Source organism: Micromonospora sp. 050-3, from assembly GCF_046549335.1.
GTDB lineage: Bacteria > Actinomycetota > Actinomycetes > Mycobacteriales > Micromonosporaceae > Micromonospora > Micromonospora trifolii.
On sequence record NZ_JAJPVX010000002.1, the window covers coordinates 1569080 to 1582970 of the forward strand.

15 protein-coding genes are annotated in these 13891 nt (G+C 72.8%); 6 read left to right on the forward strand and 9 right to left on the reverse strand.

Annotated elements, in window-relative coordinates; genetic code table 11:
• Nucleotides 1-131 precede the first annotated feature (131 nt).
• Entirely contained in the window at nucleotides 132-1586 is a 1455-nt protein-coding gene (locus tag ACLJOK_RS22285) for a glycoside hydrolase family 3 N-terminal domain-containing protein (RefSeq protein WP_410820614.1), read from the reverse strand.
• 170 nt (nucleotides 1587-1756) lie between these two features.
• Here ACLJOK_RS22285 and ACLJOK_RS22290 point away from each other — a divergent pair, with 170 nt between their 5' ends.
• Nucleotides 1757-2932, forward strand: coding sequence for an ROK family protein (locus ACLJOK_RS22290; protein WP_410820615.1), 1176 nt, complete (start codon nucleotides 1757-1759; stop codon nucleotides 2930-2932).
• Nucleotides 2933-3056: 124 nt separating this feature from the next.
• On the opposite strand, the gene ACLJOK_RS22295 is transcribed toward ACLJOK_RS22290, so the two are convergent.
• Both ACLJOK_RS22295 and ACLJOK_RS22300 read right to left on the reverse strand, forming a co-directional pair.
• Nucleotides 3057-4067 carry an ABC transporter permease subunit gene (locus tag ACLJOK_RS22295; protein ID WP_410820616.1) on the reverse strand — a complete coding sequence of 337 codons (1011 nt, stop codon included), beginning with the start codon at nucleotides 4065-4067 and terminating at the stop codon, nucleotides 3057-3059.
• Nucleotides 4064-5062, reverse strand: coding sequence for an ABC transporter ATP-binding protein (locus ACLJOK_RS22300; protein ID WP_410820617.1), 999 nt, complete (start codon nucleotides 5060-5062; stop codon nucleotides 4064-4066). Before ACLJOK_RS22300 ends, ACLJOK_RS22295 begins: the two co-directional genes overlap by 4 nt.
• Before the next feature lie 131 nt (nucleotides 5063-5193).
• On the opposite strand from ACLJOK_RS22300, the gene ACLJOK_RS22305 reads away from it, so the two are divergent.
• Both ACLJOK_RS22305 and ACLJOK_RS22310 read left to right on the forward strand, forming a co-directional pair.
• Nucleotides 5194-6036, forward strand: a complete 843-nt coding sequence (locus ACLJOK_RS22305) for an ABC transporter ATP-binding protein (protein ID WP_410820618.1) — start codon at nucleotides 5194-5196, stop codon at nucleotides 6034-6036.
• A gap of 23 nt (nucleotides 6037-6059) precedes the next feature.
• Nucleotides 6060-6956 (forward strand): ribokinase, encoded by an 897-nt coding sequence (locus ACLJOK_RS22310; protein ID WP_410820619.1) that lies wholly within the window; start codon nucleotides 6060-6062, stop codon nucleotides 6954-6956.
• A 39-nt stretch (nucleotides 6957-6995) separates the two neighbouring features.
• Here ACLJOK_RS22310 and ftrA read toward each other — a convergent pair whose 3' ends face one another.
• Nucleotides 6996-8024, reverse strand: coding sequence for a transcriptional regulator FtrA (gene ftrA, locus ACLJOK_RS22315; protein ID WP_410820620.1), 1029 nt, complete (start codon nucleotides 8022-8024; stop codon nucleotides 6996-6998).
• 70 nt (nucleotides 8025-8094) lie between these two features.
• Between ftrA and ACLJOK_RS22320 the strand changes: the two genes are divergently transcribed.
• Entirely contained in the window at nucleotides 8095-8553 is a 459-nt protein-coding gene (locus tag ACLJOK_RS22320; RefSeq protein ID WP_410820621.1) for a rhodanese-like domain-containing protein, read from the forward strand.
• A 24-nt stretch (nucleotides 8554-8577) separates the two neighbouring features.
• Here the strand turns inward: ACLJOK_RS22320 and ACLJOK_RS22325 are convergent, their stop codons facing one another.
• The 4 genes from ACLJOK_RS22325 to ACLJOK_RS22340 all read right to left on the reverse strand — a co-directional run bounded on the left by ACLJOK_RS22325 (nucleotide 8578) and on the right by ACLJOK_RS22340 (nucleotide 10796).
• Nucleotides 8578-9306: a hypothetical protein gene (locus ACLJOK_RS22325; protein WP_410820622.1), complete on the reverse strand. Its 729-nt coding sequence runs from the start codon at nucleotides 9304-9306 to the stop codon at nucleotides 8578-8580.
• Nucleotides 9307-9353: 47 nt separating this feature from the next.
• The gene (locus ACLJOK_RS22330) at nucleotides 9354-9743 is read right to left on the reverse strand and encodes a hypothetical protein (RefSeq protein WP_410820623.1); all 390 of its coding nucleotides are present in this window, start codon (nucleotides 9741-9743) and stop codon (nucleotides 9354-9356) included.
• Nucleotides 9740-10222 (reverse strand): DUF6232 family protein, encoded by a 483-nt coding sequence (locus ACLJOK_RS22335; RefSeq protein WP_091393319.1) that lies wholly within the window; start codon nucleotides 10220-10222, stop codon nucleotides 9740-9742. The genes ACLJOK_RS22330 and ACLJOK_RS22335 overlap by 4 nt, the downstream gene beginning before the upstream one ends.
• 94 nt (nucleotides 10223-10316) lie before the next feature.
• Complete coding sequence (locus ACLJOK_RS22340) at nucleotides 10317-10796, reverse strand: DUF6232 family protein (protein ID WP_410820624.1); 480 nt, start codon at nucleotides 10794-10796, stop codon at nucleotides 10317-10319.
• A gap of 98 nt (nucleotides 10797-10894) precedes the next feature.
• Here ACLJOK_RS22340 and ACLJOK_RS22345 point away from each other — a divergent pair, with 98 nt between their 5' ends.
• Nucleotides 10895-11668 (forward strand): enoyl-CoA hydratase/isomerase family protein, encoded by a 774-nt coding sequence (locus tag ACLJOK_RS22345; RefSeq protein WP_410820625.1) that lies wholly within the window; start codon nucleotides 10895-10897, stop codon nucleotides 11666-11668.
• Nucleotides 11669-11785: 117 nt separating this feature from the next.
• A complete protein-coding gene (locus tag ACLJOK_RS22350) occupies nucleotides 11786-13408 on the forward strand; it encodes an acetolactate synthase (protein WP_354943287.1) in 1623 nt (540 codons plus the stop codon).
• Nucleotides 13409-13456: 48 nt separating this feature from the next.
• On the opposite strand, the gene ACLJOK_RS22355 is transcribed toward ACLJOK_RS22350, so the two are convergent.
• Complete coding sequence (locus ACLJOK_RS22355) at nucleotides 13457-13867, reverse strand: PLD nuclease N-terminal domain-containing protein (RefSeq protein ID WP_410820626.1); 411 nt, start codon at nucleotides 13865-13867, stop codon at nucleotides 13457-13459.
• Nucleotides 13868-13891: the final 24 nt, after the last annotated feature.

A 13891-nucleotide genomic window follows, 5' to 3' on the forward strand; every position in this document is an offset into this window, starting at 1 on the left:
GACGTCATCAGAGTAGAGCTGAACTTGAACATGTTCAAGAAGTGGCGACCAGTGACTGTGGACACTCTGGTGCGGCGCTGAGAGCGCGCCGTCCGGCCGAGCGTTTCAGCCCGGCCGGATGGCGCCGTGGCTCAGCCGGCCAGGCCGAGCACCTCGGCCGCGGCGCGACCGTTGGCGTGGCTCGCGCCGTAGGTGGTGACGAAGGCACGGACGCCCGCGGGCCGCCACTGTGCCGGCCAGCCCATCTCCACCACTGTCACCGGGTGCTGAGCCGCCAGGTCGGCGATCAGCTCCGGGCCGCCGGGCAGCCGGTGCAGGTGTCGCCCGACCAGCACGATGGGACGGTCGCCAGCCAACCCGCGCAGGGTGGCCGGGTCGGTCTCGGCGGCGATCACCCGGATCTCCGGCACCCCGGCCAGGTGCGGACCGAGGCCCCACGGCACCCGGCCCTCGGCGATCGTCGACTCGGTGTGCAGTTGCACCACCAGTGGCTGGTCCAGGCCGGTGAGCAGGCCGTCCACCCGAACCGCTCGACGCGCTGCCGCATACCCCAGCTCGGTGTCGCCGGTGGCCGGCGACCCGCTGGCGGCCCGGGTCCAGGCGGCGAGGTCGGCGGCGCGGCCGGCCGCCTCCTCGACCCGCGCCCTCGCCAGTCGGCCGTCGGCGAGCGCGTCGACGATCTCGGCGGCCACCCGCTCGACCAGTTCGGCGTCGACCTTCGCGCCGATGCAGAGCAGGTCGGCGCCCGCGCCCAGGGCCCGGACCGCGGCCGGCCCGACCCCGCCGGCGGCCACCGCGGCGCCCTTCATCTCCAGCGCGTCGGTGATGACGGTGCCGGTGAAGCCGTACTCGGTGCGCAGCAGGTCGACCAGGACGGCTCGGCTGAAGGTGGCCGGGTCGGCGCCGGTGAGCGCCGGCACCCGGATGTGCGCGGTCATCACGGCGCGCGCCCCGGCGGCGACGATGGCCGCGAACGGCGGTAGGTCCCGCTGGCGGAGCAGGCCCAGTGGAGCGTCCACAGTGGGCAGCTCGTGGTGGGAGTCGGTGACTGTGGCGCCGTGCCCGGGGAAGTGCTTGGCGCAGGCGGCCACGCCGGCGGCCTGCAACCCGGCCACGGCGGCGGCCGAGTGGGCGGCCACCCGCACCGGGTCCGCGCCGAAGGACCGGGTGCCGATCACCGGGTTGTCGGCGGCGGTGTTGACGTCGACAGTCGGGGCGAGGTTGACGGTGATGCCGAGCGCAGCCAGTTCGGCGCCGATCGACTGGTAGACCCGTCGGGTGAGGGCCACGTCGCCGATCGCACCCAGGGCGGCGTTGCCGGGGTACGGGCTGCCGGTGGCGTGCGCCAGCCGGGTCACATCGCCACCCTCCTCGTCGATGGCGATCAGCGCGTCCGGCCGACCGGTGCGCAGCGCGGCGGTGCTCGCCGCCACCTGCGCGGGGTCGTGCACGTTGGTGCCGAACAGGGTGTGCCCGGCCAGCCCGTCGGCCAGCAGGTCGACCGCCCAGTCCGGCGGGACCGGTCCCGGGTACGCGGCCAGCAGCGTGCCCAGCGCGAGCCGGCGCAGTCCTGGATCCAACCCCACGTGATCTTCCCCCTTCGGTGCCCCCGCGGGTACGAAACGTCGTACCGGTGGTGGTCTTGGCCCTGCCGACTCGGCGGAGCGTCCCACCGTCGAGTGGCCGTTACGCTACGGCTACCCGTTCGCAGGTCGGTTTACAGTTAGCAAAGTTTACTAAAACTAGAGGACGTGTCATGAGTGCGACCCGGCTGCCCGGCACCCCCCGTCTGTTGCGGGCGCTCAACGACCGTGCCGCGCTGGAGCTGCTCCTCGAACGCGGCCCGCTGACCCGGGCTCGACTCGGCGAGCTGACCGGGCTGTCGAAGGTCACCGCCTCGCAACTGGTCGAGCGGCTGGAGGAGCGCGGCCTCGTCGCGCGGGTCGGCGAGCAGGCCGGCGGGCGAGGGCCGAACGCCCAGCTCTACGCCGTCCGCCCGGGCAGCGCGCACGTGGTCGGCGTGGACGTCGGGCCGGACCGGGTGGTGGCCGCGTGCGCCGACATCACCGGTGCGGTCATCGGCCGGGTGGAGCAGTCGACCCGCGACACCGACGACCCGGTGGGCGTGGTGCACAACGCCGTCGTGCAGGCCGCGAGCAGCGCCCAGGCGCAGCTGAGCAGCGTACGACGGATCGTGCTCGGCACGCCGGGCCTGGTCGACCCCGGCACCGGCGACATCACCTTCGCCTTCAACCTGCCGCGCTGGCACAGCGGTCTGCTCGCCGCGTTGCGGGACGACCTGCACACGCCGGTGGTCTTCGAGAACGACGTCAACCTGGCCGCGGTGGCCGAGGCGCAGTCCGGCGCAGCGCAGGGGCTGTCGGACTTCGTGCTGGTCTGGGTGGGCGCCGGGGTCGGCCTGGCGATCATGCTGGGCGGGCGGTTGCACCACGGCAGCAGCGGCGCGGCCGGCGAGATCGGCTATCTGCCGGTGCCCGGCGCGCCCATCCCGCGCGACGTCTCCCGTCGCGCCAAGCCGGCCTTCCAGCAGTTGATCGGTGCGGACTCGGTGCGCGCGGTGGCTCGCGAGCACGGCTACCCGGACGCCGACGCCGCCGAAGGGGTCCGCGCGGCCGTCGCGGCCGGCGCCGACGGCGGCCCGATGCTCGACGAGCTGGCCCGTCGGCTCGCGCTCGGCGTGGCCAGCACCTGCGTGGTGCTGGACCCGCCGCTGGTCGTGCTCGCCGGCGAGGTGGGCCAGGCCGGTGGCGCGGCGCTCGCCGACCGCGTGCAGCAGGAGGTTGCGGCGATCACACTGGTCCAGCCGCGAGTGGTGCCGACCGGGCTGACCGAGGAGCCGATCCTGCACGGCGCGCTGCGCACCGCCCTGGACGCGGTGCGCGACGAGGTGTTCGGCTCCACCGTCGGCTGAGCCCGCTGCGGCGGTCATGTGAAGGAATATTTCACCGCGCGTCCGCAGGTTGCAAGCTCTTGCCGCCTGGTCGGGCCCGGCCCACCGGGCCGCCCATCGGAGGATGGGCAGCCCGGTAAGAGCCTCAGATCAGGTCGCGGCGGCGGAACACGGCGAACGCCGCCGCGGTCAGCCCGCCAGCGAGCACGAGCAGCACCAGCAGCGACGCCTGCCAGGTGATCGTGTAGAACGCGTCGCAGTTGAGGCCGGTGCTGCCCGTGCAGAGCCGTTCATCGTAGAACCGCGCACCGCCGTTGAGCCACGCTCCGATGTGGCTGGAGAGCATGAACAGGTCCGACTTCCGCGCGTCGACGATCTCCAGGACCAGCCGGGCGCCCAACTCCCAGACCACCGCGTACGCGGCGAACGCGCCGAGTGCCGCCGACGTGTGTCGACCCAGCGTGGCGATCGCGAAGCCCAGCGCGGAGGCCAGCAGCACCAGCACCAGGCCACGGCCGTGCACCGCGCCGAGCGAGCGCCAGAAGTCACCGTCCAGCCGGCCCGGCAACCCGGCGGCCTGCCCGATCACCCAGAACGTGGCGAGATAGGCCACCGACGCCAGCAGGGCCAGCACCAACACCGTGCCGAGCAGGGTGCCCAACTTGGCCGCGAGCACAGTCACCCGGCGCGGTCGCCAGAGCAGCAGGTTCACCACGCCGCCCGAGGTCAGGTCCGCGCCAATGTAGGAGGCGCCGACCAGGAACCCGAACAGCACCAGGAACGCGACGAGGAAGTACAGCAGTGGCTGTGCCTGCTCGGCGAAGGTGAACACACCCGGCAGGAAGTCGGCGGCGATCGGCAGCCGATCCTGCAGGACCGGGTCGATGTCCGAGCAGTCGTTGGGAAAGTACTCGTCCGGGACGGTCGGGGTGGTGTCGTTCTGGCGGGCCAGGCACGCCCGGAACGTGGCCTCCATGCTCTGCCGCGCCTCGGTGGCCTGCTGCCGCGCCGAGTTCAGCTCACTGACGCTCGGCTTGTGGGAACCAGCAAGGGTGGTTGCCGCCGTGACAGCGAACGCCAACACCAACAGAACGACCATGAGCTGCACGAAGCGACGCGCGGACAGTCGCTCCAACTCGGCACGCACCAGGTTCACGCGTCCACTCCCCGATCGAGGTCGATCACAGCTTCGCCCTGCGGCAACGACGAGTCGCCGACCTGCCGGGGCACCGATGGATGCTCGTACGCGCCGGTCAGCTCCAGGAAGACGCTCTCCAGATCCGGCCGGAGCGGCGTCAGCTCGCCCACCCACAGACCCTGCTCACCGAGCACCCGGCTGACCACCGTCGGGTCGCTCACCCCGCTCACCACCACCGCTCCGCCGTCCACGACCGCCGTCAGCTCGGCCGCGTGCAGCAGCTCGACGGCCCGCTCCGGCTCGGCCACCCGGACCAGGAACTCGTGCCGGTCGTGGCCCGCCAGCACCTCGTCCACCCGACCGGTCGCGACCCGCCGCCCCCGAGAGATGATCGTGACGTGGTCGCAGATCAGCTGGATCTCGCCCAGGATGTGACTGGACACCAGCACTGTCACCCCGTTGGCCGCCAGCGACCGCATCAGGTCCCGCATCTCCCGGATGCCCGCCGGGTCCAGCCCGTTCGCCGGCTCGTCCAGGATGAGCAACCGCGGGTCCTTCAACAGCGCGGACGCCACCGCCAGACGCTGCTTCATGCCCAGCGAGTAGCCCTTCACCCGCTCATCGCCCCGGTCGTGCAGGCCCACCAGATCCAGCACCTCGTCCACCCGCGAGACCGGCACACCACCCGCGCGGGCCAACAACCGCAGCGTGCGGTAGCCGCTGAAGTTGCCGAAGAACTGCGGGCTCTCCACGATGGCGCCGACCTGGCCCGCCACCCGGGGCAGCAGCTCCGGCGACGGTTCCCCGAGCACTGTCATCCGGCCGCCGTCGGCGCGTACCAGCCCGAGCAGGGCCCGCAGGGTGGTGGTCTTGCCCGAGCCGTTGGGGCCCAGGAAGCCGTGGACCTGGCCCGCCTCGACCAGCAGGTCGAACCCGTCCACCGCCACCCGTCGGCCGCTGCGCAGACTCTGGAAGGTCTTGCGCAGACCCTCGATCTCGATGACCGCGCTCATCCGCGCGGCTCCGTACGTCGGAGGGGCATGGGCCGTCCTTCGGGCTTGGTGATCAATGACACGGCGCTTCACCCTATGGCTGAGGCGCTGCCCATGGGGGGCACCGCGGCGCTGCGTGGTTGGATGGAGCGGTGACTGGTGACCTGATCCCCGGCGCTGCCGGCGCCGAGCCTGCCGCCGCTTTCGTGGACCCGGATCTGGTGGTCAGCCTCGACGGCGTCGGCGTACGCCGCTCTGGCACCGCCCTCCTGGAGGACCTGACCTGGCGCGTCGAGCTGGACGAGCGGTGGGTGGTGCTCGGCTCCAACGGCGCCGGCAAGACCACACTGCTCAACCTCGCCGCCGGTCGGCTGCACCCCACCACTGGTGTCGCGCACGTGCTCGGCGAGCGGATCGGCCGCACCGACGTCAACGAGCTGCGTACCCGGATCGGGCTCACCACCGCCGCGATCGCCGAGCGGCTGCCCGCCGACGAGCGGGTCAGCGACGTGGTGGTGACCGCCGCCTGGTCGGTGGTCGGCCGCTGGCGGGAGAACTACGACCGGGGCGACGAGGCGCGGGCGCGGGCACTGCTGAGTCAACTCGGCGTCGGTGGCCTCGCCGAACGCCGCTACGGCACCCTCTCCGAGGGTGAGCGCAAGCGGGTGCAGATCGCGCGTGCCCTGATGACCGACCCGGAGCTGCTGCTGCTCGACGAGCCCGCCGCCGGGCTCGACCTGGGTGGTCGGGAAGACCTGGTCGCCCGGCTGGCCGAGCTGGCGTACGACCCGGACGCCCCGGCGATGGTGCTGGTCACCCACCACGTCGAGGAGATTCCGCCCGGGTTCACCCACGCGCTGCTGCTGCGCGAGGGCGGGGTGGTCGCCCAGGGCCTGCTCGCCGAGACGCTGACCGGTGACAACCTCTCCAAGACCTTCGGGCTGCCACTGGTGGTCGAGCGGTCGGGCGACCGCTTCACGGCTCGCGCCGCCTGAGCGTCGGACAGGCGGAGGCGACAGTGCCGCAGACCAGGGTTGCCGTGGTGGGCAGCGCCAACATGGACCTGGTCGCGATGGCGCCCGCGCTGCCTCGGCAGGGCGAGACCATGCTCGGCACCGACTTCGTGATGGTGCCCGGCGGCAAGGGCGCCAACCAGGCCGTGGCCGCGGTCCGGGCCGGCGCCTCCTGTGCCTTCCTCGGTGCGATCGGCTCGGACGCCTTCGGCGTCACCCTCAAGGCCCGCATCACAGCGGCCGGCGTGGACACCAGTCAGCTTCGCGTGGTCTACGGCGCCTCCGGGGTGGCGCTGGTGATGGTCAACGCCCAGGGGGAGAACGCCATCGTGGTCACCCCCGGCGCGAACGACTCCCTGGTCGGCCTCACCGAGGAGGAGCTGACCACGGTTCGCGCGGCGGACGTCCTGGTCGCCCAACTCGAGATTCCGGTGCAGACCGTGACCGCCGCCGCGGTGGCCGCCCGCGCGGCCGGCACCCGGGTCATCCTGAACGCCGCCCCGGCACGGGAGCTCCCACCCGAGCTGCTCGCCGCCGTGGACCTGCTGGTCGTCAACGAGGGCGAGGCGCAGGCGCTCGCCGGCCGAGGTCGGGAGGAGCCCCGCGCGCTGCTCGACCTGACCCCCCGGGCCGTGCTCACTCTCGGCGGTGAGGGTGCCTGGTACGTCGACCGGGACGGTGCCGAGGTGCACGTGCCGGCGGTACGTGTCGACGTGGTCGACTCCACCGCCGCCGGTGATGCGTTCACCGCCGCGCTGGCCGTCGGCTGGGGCGAAGGGCGCGACCTGGTCGACGCGGTGCGCTGGGCGTCGGCGGCCGGCGCTGCCTGTGTCCGCAAGCTCGGCGCCTCGGTGGCGCTACCGCAACGCGCCGAGATCGACGAGCTGTACGCACCGGCCTGAGCGCGTCCCGCGCTGGGCCGGCCTGAGCGTGTCGGCCGGTTACGCCCGCTGGCCCACGCCGGTGCGGAAGGCCCGGCGGTACGCCGACGGTGAGGTCAGCATGACCCGGCCGAAGTGGTGCCGATAGGTCACCGGCGTGTCGAAGCCGACCGCGCGGGCGACCTGCTCGACGGGGGCGTCGGTCTCCTCCAGCAGGGCCAGGCTGGCGCGGATCCTCTGGTCGATCAGCCAACGGATCGGGCTGGTCCCGGTGGCCCGGGCGAAGTGCCGCAGGTAGGTGCGGGACGACATGTGCGCCCGCCCGGCGAGCTGGGCCACGTTCAGCGGCTCGGCGAGATGGGCGAGCGCCCAGTCGATGCTGCCCGCGATCCGGTCGTCGTCCGGGTCGGCGGCTACCGGTGTCTCGACGAACTGGGCCTGCCCGCCGTCGCGGTGCGGCGGGATCACCAGCCGTCGGGCGACCGCGTTGGCGACAGCCGCGCCATGGTCACGTCGGATCACGTGCACGCAGAGATCCAGCCCGGCTGCGCTGCCGGCACTGGTGAGCAGGTCACCGTCGTCGAGGTAGAGCACGTCCGCGTCCACTTCGACCCGCGGGTAGCGTCGCGCCAGCAGCTCCGCGTACCGCCAGTGGGTCGTGGCCCGCCGACCGTCCAGCAGCCCCGCTCCGGCCAGCGCGAACGCGCCCGAGCAGATCGACATGATCCGGGCGCCGCGCTGGTGCGCCTGGCGCAGCGCGGTGGTCAGTTCGGGCGACGGGTCAGCGGTCACGTCCGGCACGCCGGGCACTATCACCGTTCGGGCCGTCGCCAGCTCGGCCAGGCCGTACGGGGTGTGCAGGCTGGCCCCGCCGACCACCGGCACCGGCCCCGGCTGCTCGGCGCAGAGCACAAGGTCGTACCAGTCGAGGTCGAACTCGGGCCGGGCCAGTCCGAACACCTCGGTGACGATGCCGGTCTCGAACCCCGACATCCCCGGGTACGCGAGCACGGCGACCCGGTGCGCGGCTGTCTGTCGTCGGGGCGCTGGCAGCGGGCGCGGGCCGGTTGTCGTGGCCGGGATCGGCATGGCGGGATGTTAGCGCAGGACGTCGTTCCCGCCACTCGTCCCGAGCTGGCATTCTGGCGAGGATCGGTGCATGACCTTCACTTTCGCCGTTCCGCCGGCCGATCCGGCCACTGCCGCCGCCTACTTCCGCAATCGGCTCAGCGTCGAGACCGACGTCAGTGACGTGCACGCTGACCTGTCGGCCCGTACCCCGGGTCTGGTGGTCGTCGACTCCCGGGGCGCGGCCGCCTGGACGCAGGGGCACCTCCCCGGCGCGGTGCACCTGCCCACCGCCGAGATCGCGACCCGGGCGGCGGACCTGATCCCGCCGGGCTCGGCGGTGGTGACCTACTGCTGGGGTCCGGGCTGCAACGGCGCGACCCGGGCCGCGTTGGAGTTCGCCCGGCTCGGTCACCCGGTGAAGGAGATGCTCGGCGGGTTCGAGTACTGGGTGCGGGAGGGGCTGCCCGTGGTGACGGAGGCCGGGCTGACCCGGCGACCGGTCGACGACCTCACGGCGCCCACCACAACGATCACCTGCGACTGCTGAGCCTGCGCGCGGGCGAGCGAGGGTTCAGTCGATGGGCTCGTCGGCGAGCTTCTCGCCGCGTCGGCGCAGCATGCCCAACCCGGGGATGCCGGCCACGGCGAGCTTCAGGTCGCGGGTCACGTCGAGCAGGTCGTGCAGGTCCGGACCGACCCGATCCAGCGTGGCCAAGATCGGCAGGATGTCCGCCGTCAGGTGTTCCTTGAGCTTCGGCAACTCGTCGATCAGGTGGATCGCCGCGCTGATCTCCTCGTGGCTCAACTCCTCGACGAACCGGCCGGCCATCGGCGCGGCCCGGCGCAGCGCCGGCTCGTACGCCGTCAGCAGCTCGGCCGCCGTGGCGGCGGCCTCCGTCGCGGTGCCCACGGTGGCGGCGGCGCGGTTCGCCACGCTGTCGGCCTCGGCGACCACAGTGCTCGCAGCCCGGGAGACCCGGTCGGCCTCGGCGACCACGACGGCGGCTGCGGTGGCCACCTCGGTGGCCGTGTCGATCGCTGTGGTCGCGGCGGCGCTGATGACGGCCACCTCGCGGACCGCCGCCTCGGCGTCGGTGAGCACCTGATCGGTCCGGTCCAGGGTCGTCTCGATCCGGTCGACCACACCGTTGATCCGGGCCAGCAGCGCCTCCACCCCGTCCAGCACGGCGAACGCGCGGGCGGGCACGGCGGCCATCGAGGCGGCCGAGCCGAGCGCCTGGTCGAGAGCGGAGCGGGTCAGGCCGACCACGGCGGTCGGGGTGGGGAGGGGAATCGCCATGGGATCAAGTGTGCGTCGGCCGGGCCACAACCGCCCGACGGGGCGTGTCAGCGGGACCGTCGACCGGCGGTGTCGGCGCGGGCCACCCGCAGCGCCCACCAGATCAGCGGCACCTGCAACGGCACCCGGCCGTACGCGATGGCCCGCTTCGTCGGGCGGCGCCGCCGCCAGTCCACTGCCATCTTCACGTTCGCCGGTAGGACGGCGACGAAGAGTGCGGCGGCTGCCCGACCGCCGGCCCGTCGGGTGGCCGGGTGCGCGACCGCCGCCGCCACCGCAAGTTCGGCCACACCGCTGGCGTACGTCCAGAACCGGGCCGGGCCGGGCAACGCGCGCGGCACGATCGGGTCGTAGACGCCGGGGCGGACCAGATGGGTGACGCCGGCCGCCGCGAGCAGGCCGGCCAGGGCGACGGCCTCGCCGCTGCGGGTGGTCATCGATGGTCCCCCTGCTGTTCGACGGCGCGCTGCACGGCCCGGTAGATCTGCCCGAACCGTAGCGCGTCCGGGGTGCGCACCAGCAGATCCTCCCGACCGTGGTGCTGCACCCACAACTCGTGCACATGGTTGCCGCGCTCGTAGGAGCGGTCCAGCCAGCCGAGGGGGATCTCCAGGAACGGCATCAACGCCAGCGCCCCCACCGCGCAGGCGGCGAGAATGATCAGCGCCAGCTGCCAGTTGCCCCGGTCCTGAGCCGACCAGGCCAGCGACAGCACGCAGACCACGGCGACCAGCGGCGGCAGCGAGAGCAGCAGGACCAGGACACCGCGCCCCAGCACACGGCCCCGGACGGCGAGGGTCTTCTGCCCCCGGTCGTGCCAGACGAACGTCACGTCGGACAGGGCGATCACGTGACCGCCCGCCCGGATCGACTCGGAGGTCACCTGCACCGCGTCGTCCCGGTAATAGAGGGTCATCACTAAGCCTAACCACCGGCAGGCAACCCTCGCCTCGGCAATCTCGGACAGTTTCCGTTAGCCGCCAACGGAAACTGTCCAAGATCTGCGGCGGTTAGCGGCGCGTGACGGGGCGGGCCGGCTGGCTGTGCTCCACCGCGCGCTGCACCGCCCGGTAGATCTGCCCGAAGCGCAGCGCGTCACCGGTGCGCAGCAGACGCACCGGCTGACCCCGCCAACGGGCCCAGATCTCCAGTTGGCGGCTGCCCCGGGCGTACGAGCGGTCCAGGTGTTCGAAGAGGAAGTCGGCGACCGGCCCGACGGCCAACCCGACCAGCACCGACGCGCCGACGATCGCGATCGTCACGGTGGGGGAGCGGTGCAGCCAGACGGCCACGCCGATGCCGAGCACCGCCGCGACCAACGGGCCGGCGAGCGCGGCGCCGATCGCACCCCGTCCCACCAGCACGCGCCAGGAACGGGTGCCACGGCGGTGCCAGATCATGGTGATGTCGGCCAGCGCGTAGCTGCGACCGTCGACGCGGACAGTGGTGGAGGTGACCTGGACCGATCTGTCGTCGTAATACGTGATCATGGCTGGACTCCCGCCCACGGGGCTGACACCACACTACTTACCCAAACGAGCCGGGTCGTAAGGTTGGCACGCGACTTCGACGAGGAAGTGAGGGCAGCGTGGGCGAGTTCGTTCGGCTGGAGACCACTGACGGCATCGGCACGATCCGGCTGGAGCGGCCGCCGATGAACGCGCTCAACACCCAGGTGCAGGAGGAGTTGCGCGCCGCCGCCGCGGCGGCCACCGCCGATCCCGAGGTCCGCGCCGTCATCGTGTACGGCGGGGAGAAGGTCTTCGCCGCCGGCGCCGACATCAAGCAGATGGCCGAGATGTCCTACGTGGACATGGCCGACCGGGCGGCGAACCTGTCCAGCGCGCTCGGCGCGATCGCCCGAATCCCCAAGCCGGTGGTCGCCGCGATCACCGGGTACGCCCTCGGTGGTGGCTGTGAGCTGGCGCTGGCCTGTGACTGGCGGGTGGTCGCCGAGGACGCCAAGCTCGGCCAGCCGGAGATCAAGCTGGGCATCATCCCGGGCGCGGGCGGCACCCAGCGGCTGGCCCGCCTGGTCGGCCCGGCCCGCGCCAAGGACCTGATCATGTCGGGGCGAATGGTGGACGCGCAGGAGGCGCTGCGGATCGGCCTGGCCGACCGGGTCGCCCCGGCCGCCGAGGTGTACGACACGGCCGTCGCGCTGATCACTCCGTACCTGACCGGCCCGGTGCAGGCGCTGCGCGCGGCGAAGCTGGCGGTCGACGGCGGCCTGGACATGGATCTGAACTCGGGTCTGGCCTGGGAGAGTCAGCTCTTCGCGGCGCTGTTCGCGACCGACGACCGGCGCGAGGGCATGACGGCCTTCGTCGAGAAGCGCAAGCCGGGCTTCACCGGCCGCTGACCGGTGGGCCGGGGGGTTCCGGACAGCCGCTGGGACGGTTAGTCGAGAACGGTTCACATTCTGGCTACCGGCCAGTAGCGTGTGACTTCGGCCATGATCGAGGAACAGGGAGCGGCGATGACGGAGCGGATCGAGGGTCACGGCGGCGAGTTGGCGCTCGCGGCACTACGCGCGCACGGCGTACGGGAGATGTTCACGCTGTCCGGCGGGCACGTCTTCCCGCTCTACGACGCCGCGTACAAGACCGACTTCCCGATCTACGACGTCCGGCACGAGCAGTCAGCGGTCTTCGCCGCCGAGGCGGTGGCCAAGCTCCAGCGCCGCCCCGGCCTCGCCGTGCTCACCGCCGGGCCCGGCGTCACCAACGGCATCTCCGGCATGACCAGCGCGTTCTTCAACGCCTCGCCGGTGCTGGTGCTCGGCGGGCGTGCGCCCGCGTTCCGCTGGGGCTCGGGCAGCCTCCAGGAGATGGACCACCTGCCGCTGGTCTCCCCGGTCACCAAGCACGCCGAGACGGTGTTCAGCACCGACGACATCCCGCGCGCGGTCGGCGCGGCGCTCAACGCCGCGCTCACCCCGCACCGTGGCCCGGCCTTCCTCGACTTCCCGCTGGAGACGGTCTTCTCGGTCGCCGAGGCCGAGCTGCCCACCGTGACGGGTGTCGACCCGATCGCGCCGGACCCGGAGGAGGTCGGCCGCGCCGCGCTGCTCATCGCCGGGGCGCAGCGGCCGGTCATCATCGCCGGCTCCGACGTGTACGCGGGCGACGCGGTCGCCGCGCTGCGCGAGGCCGCCGAGGCGTTGCAGGTGCCGGTCTTCGCCAACGGCATGGGTCGCGGCTCGCTCCCGCCGGAGCACCCGCTGGCGTTCGCCAAGGCCCGCCGGGCCGCGCTCTCCGGCGCCGACGTGGTCGTGGTGGTGGGCACCCCGCTGGACTTCCGGCTCAGCTTCGGTGACTTCGGTGACGCCAAGGTGGTGCACATCGTCGACGCGCCCAGCCAGCGGGCGACGCACGTGCAGCCGGCCGCCGCCCCCGCCGGTGACCTGCGCCTGATCCTCTCCGCGCTGGCCGACCACTCCGGTGACCGGGCCGACCACGCCGACTGGATCGCCGACCTGCGCGTCGCCGAGGACGCGGCGAAGGCTCGGGACGCAGCGGAGATGGCCGCCGAGACCGACCCGATCCGCCCGGCCCGGATCTACGGCGAGCTGCGTCGGGCGCTCGCCCCGGACGCGATCACCATCGGCGACGGCGGCGACTTCGTGTCGTACGCCGGGCGGTACCTGGAGCCGGCACAGCCCGGCACCTGGCTGGACCCGGGCCCGTACGGCTGCCTGGGCACCGGCATGGGTTACGCGATGGGCGCCCGGGTCAGTCACCCGGACCGGCAGATCTGCGTGCTGATGGGCGACGGCGCGGCCGGCTTCTCGCTGATGGACGTCGAGTCGCTGGTCCGCCAGAAGCTGCCCGTGGTGATCGTCGTCGGCAACAACGGCATCTGGGGGCTGGAGAAGCACCCGATGCGGGCCATGTACGGCTACGACGTGGCCGCCGACCTCCAGCCGGAGCTGCGGTACGACACGGTGGTCAGCGCGCTCGGCGGAGCGGGGGAGACGGTCGCCAAGGCGGCCGACCTGGGCCCGGCGCTCCAGCGGGCGTTCGACTCCGGAGTGCCGTACCTGGTGAACGTGCTCACCGACCCGACCGACGCGTACCCCCGGTCGTCGAACCTGGCCTGAGTCGCACCCGCCGCCGCCGTCGCTCCTGCGCCGGCGGCGGCGTCGCGCTCACACCTCCGGTCGGTCACCCTCGCGCGGCGGCTCACCGTCGCGGCGGCGCAGGTCGTCCTCGCGTCGCCGCAGGTCTTCCTCCCAGCGTTGGAACAGCGCCTGGTCCTGCTGCTGGGCGCGTTCCTCCACCGAGCGCAGGAACTCCGGGTCGTCGTCGGGGGCCACCGGCCGGGGGCGCTGCCGCTCGCCGGTGCCGCCCGGCCAGCCCTTGCGGGCGGCGGGGCTGGGCTCCCGGCCGACGATGAACCAGGCGATCGAGCCGACCAGCGGGAAGAACAAGATGATCAGCACCCAGGCGATCCGGGGAAGGGCACGGATCTTGCCCTCCTCGGCGGAGAGGCAGCTGATCAGTGCGCAGACGGCGAGGACAATCTGCACCAGGAAGAGGAGTACGCCAAGCCGGGCCATCCACCCATCATGGCGCACCGGCGC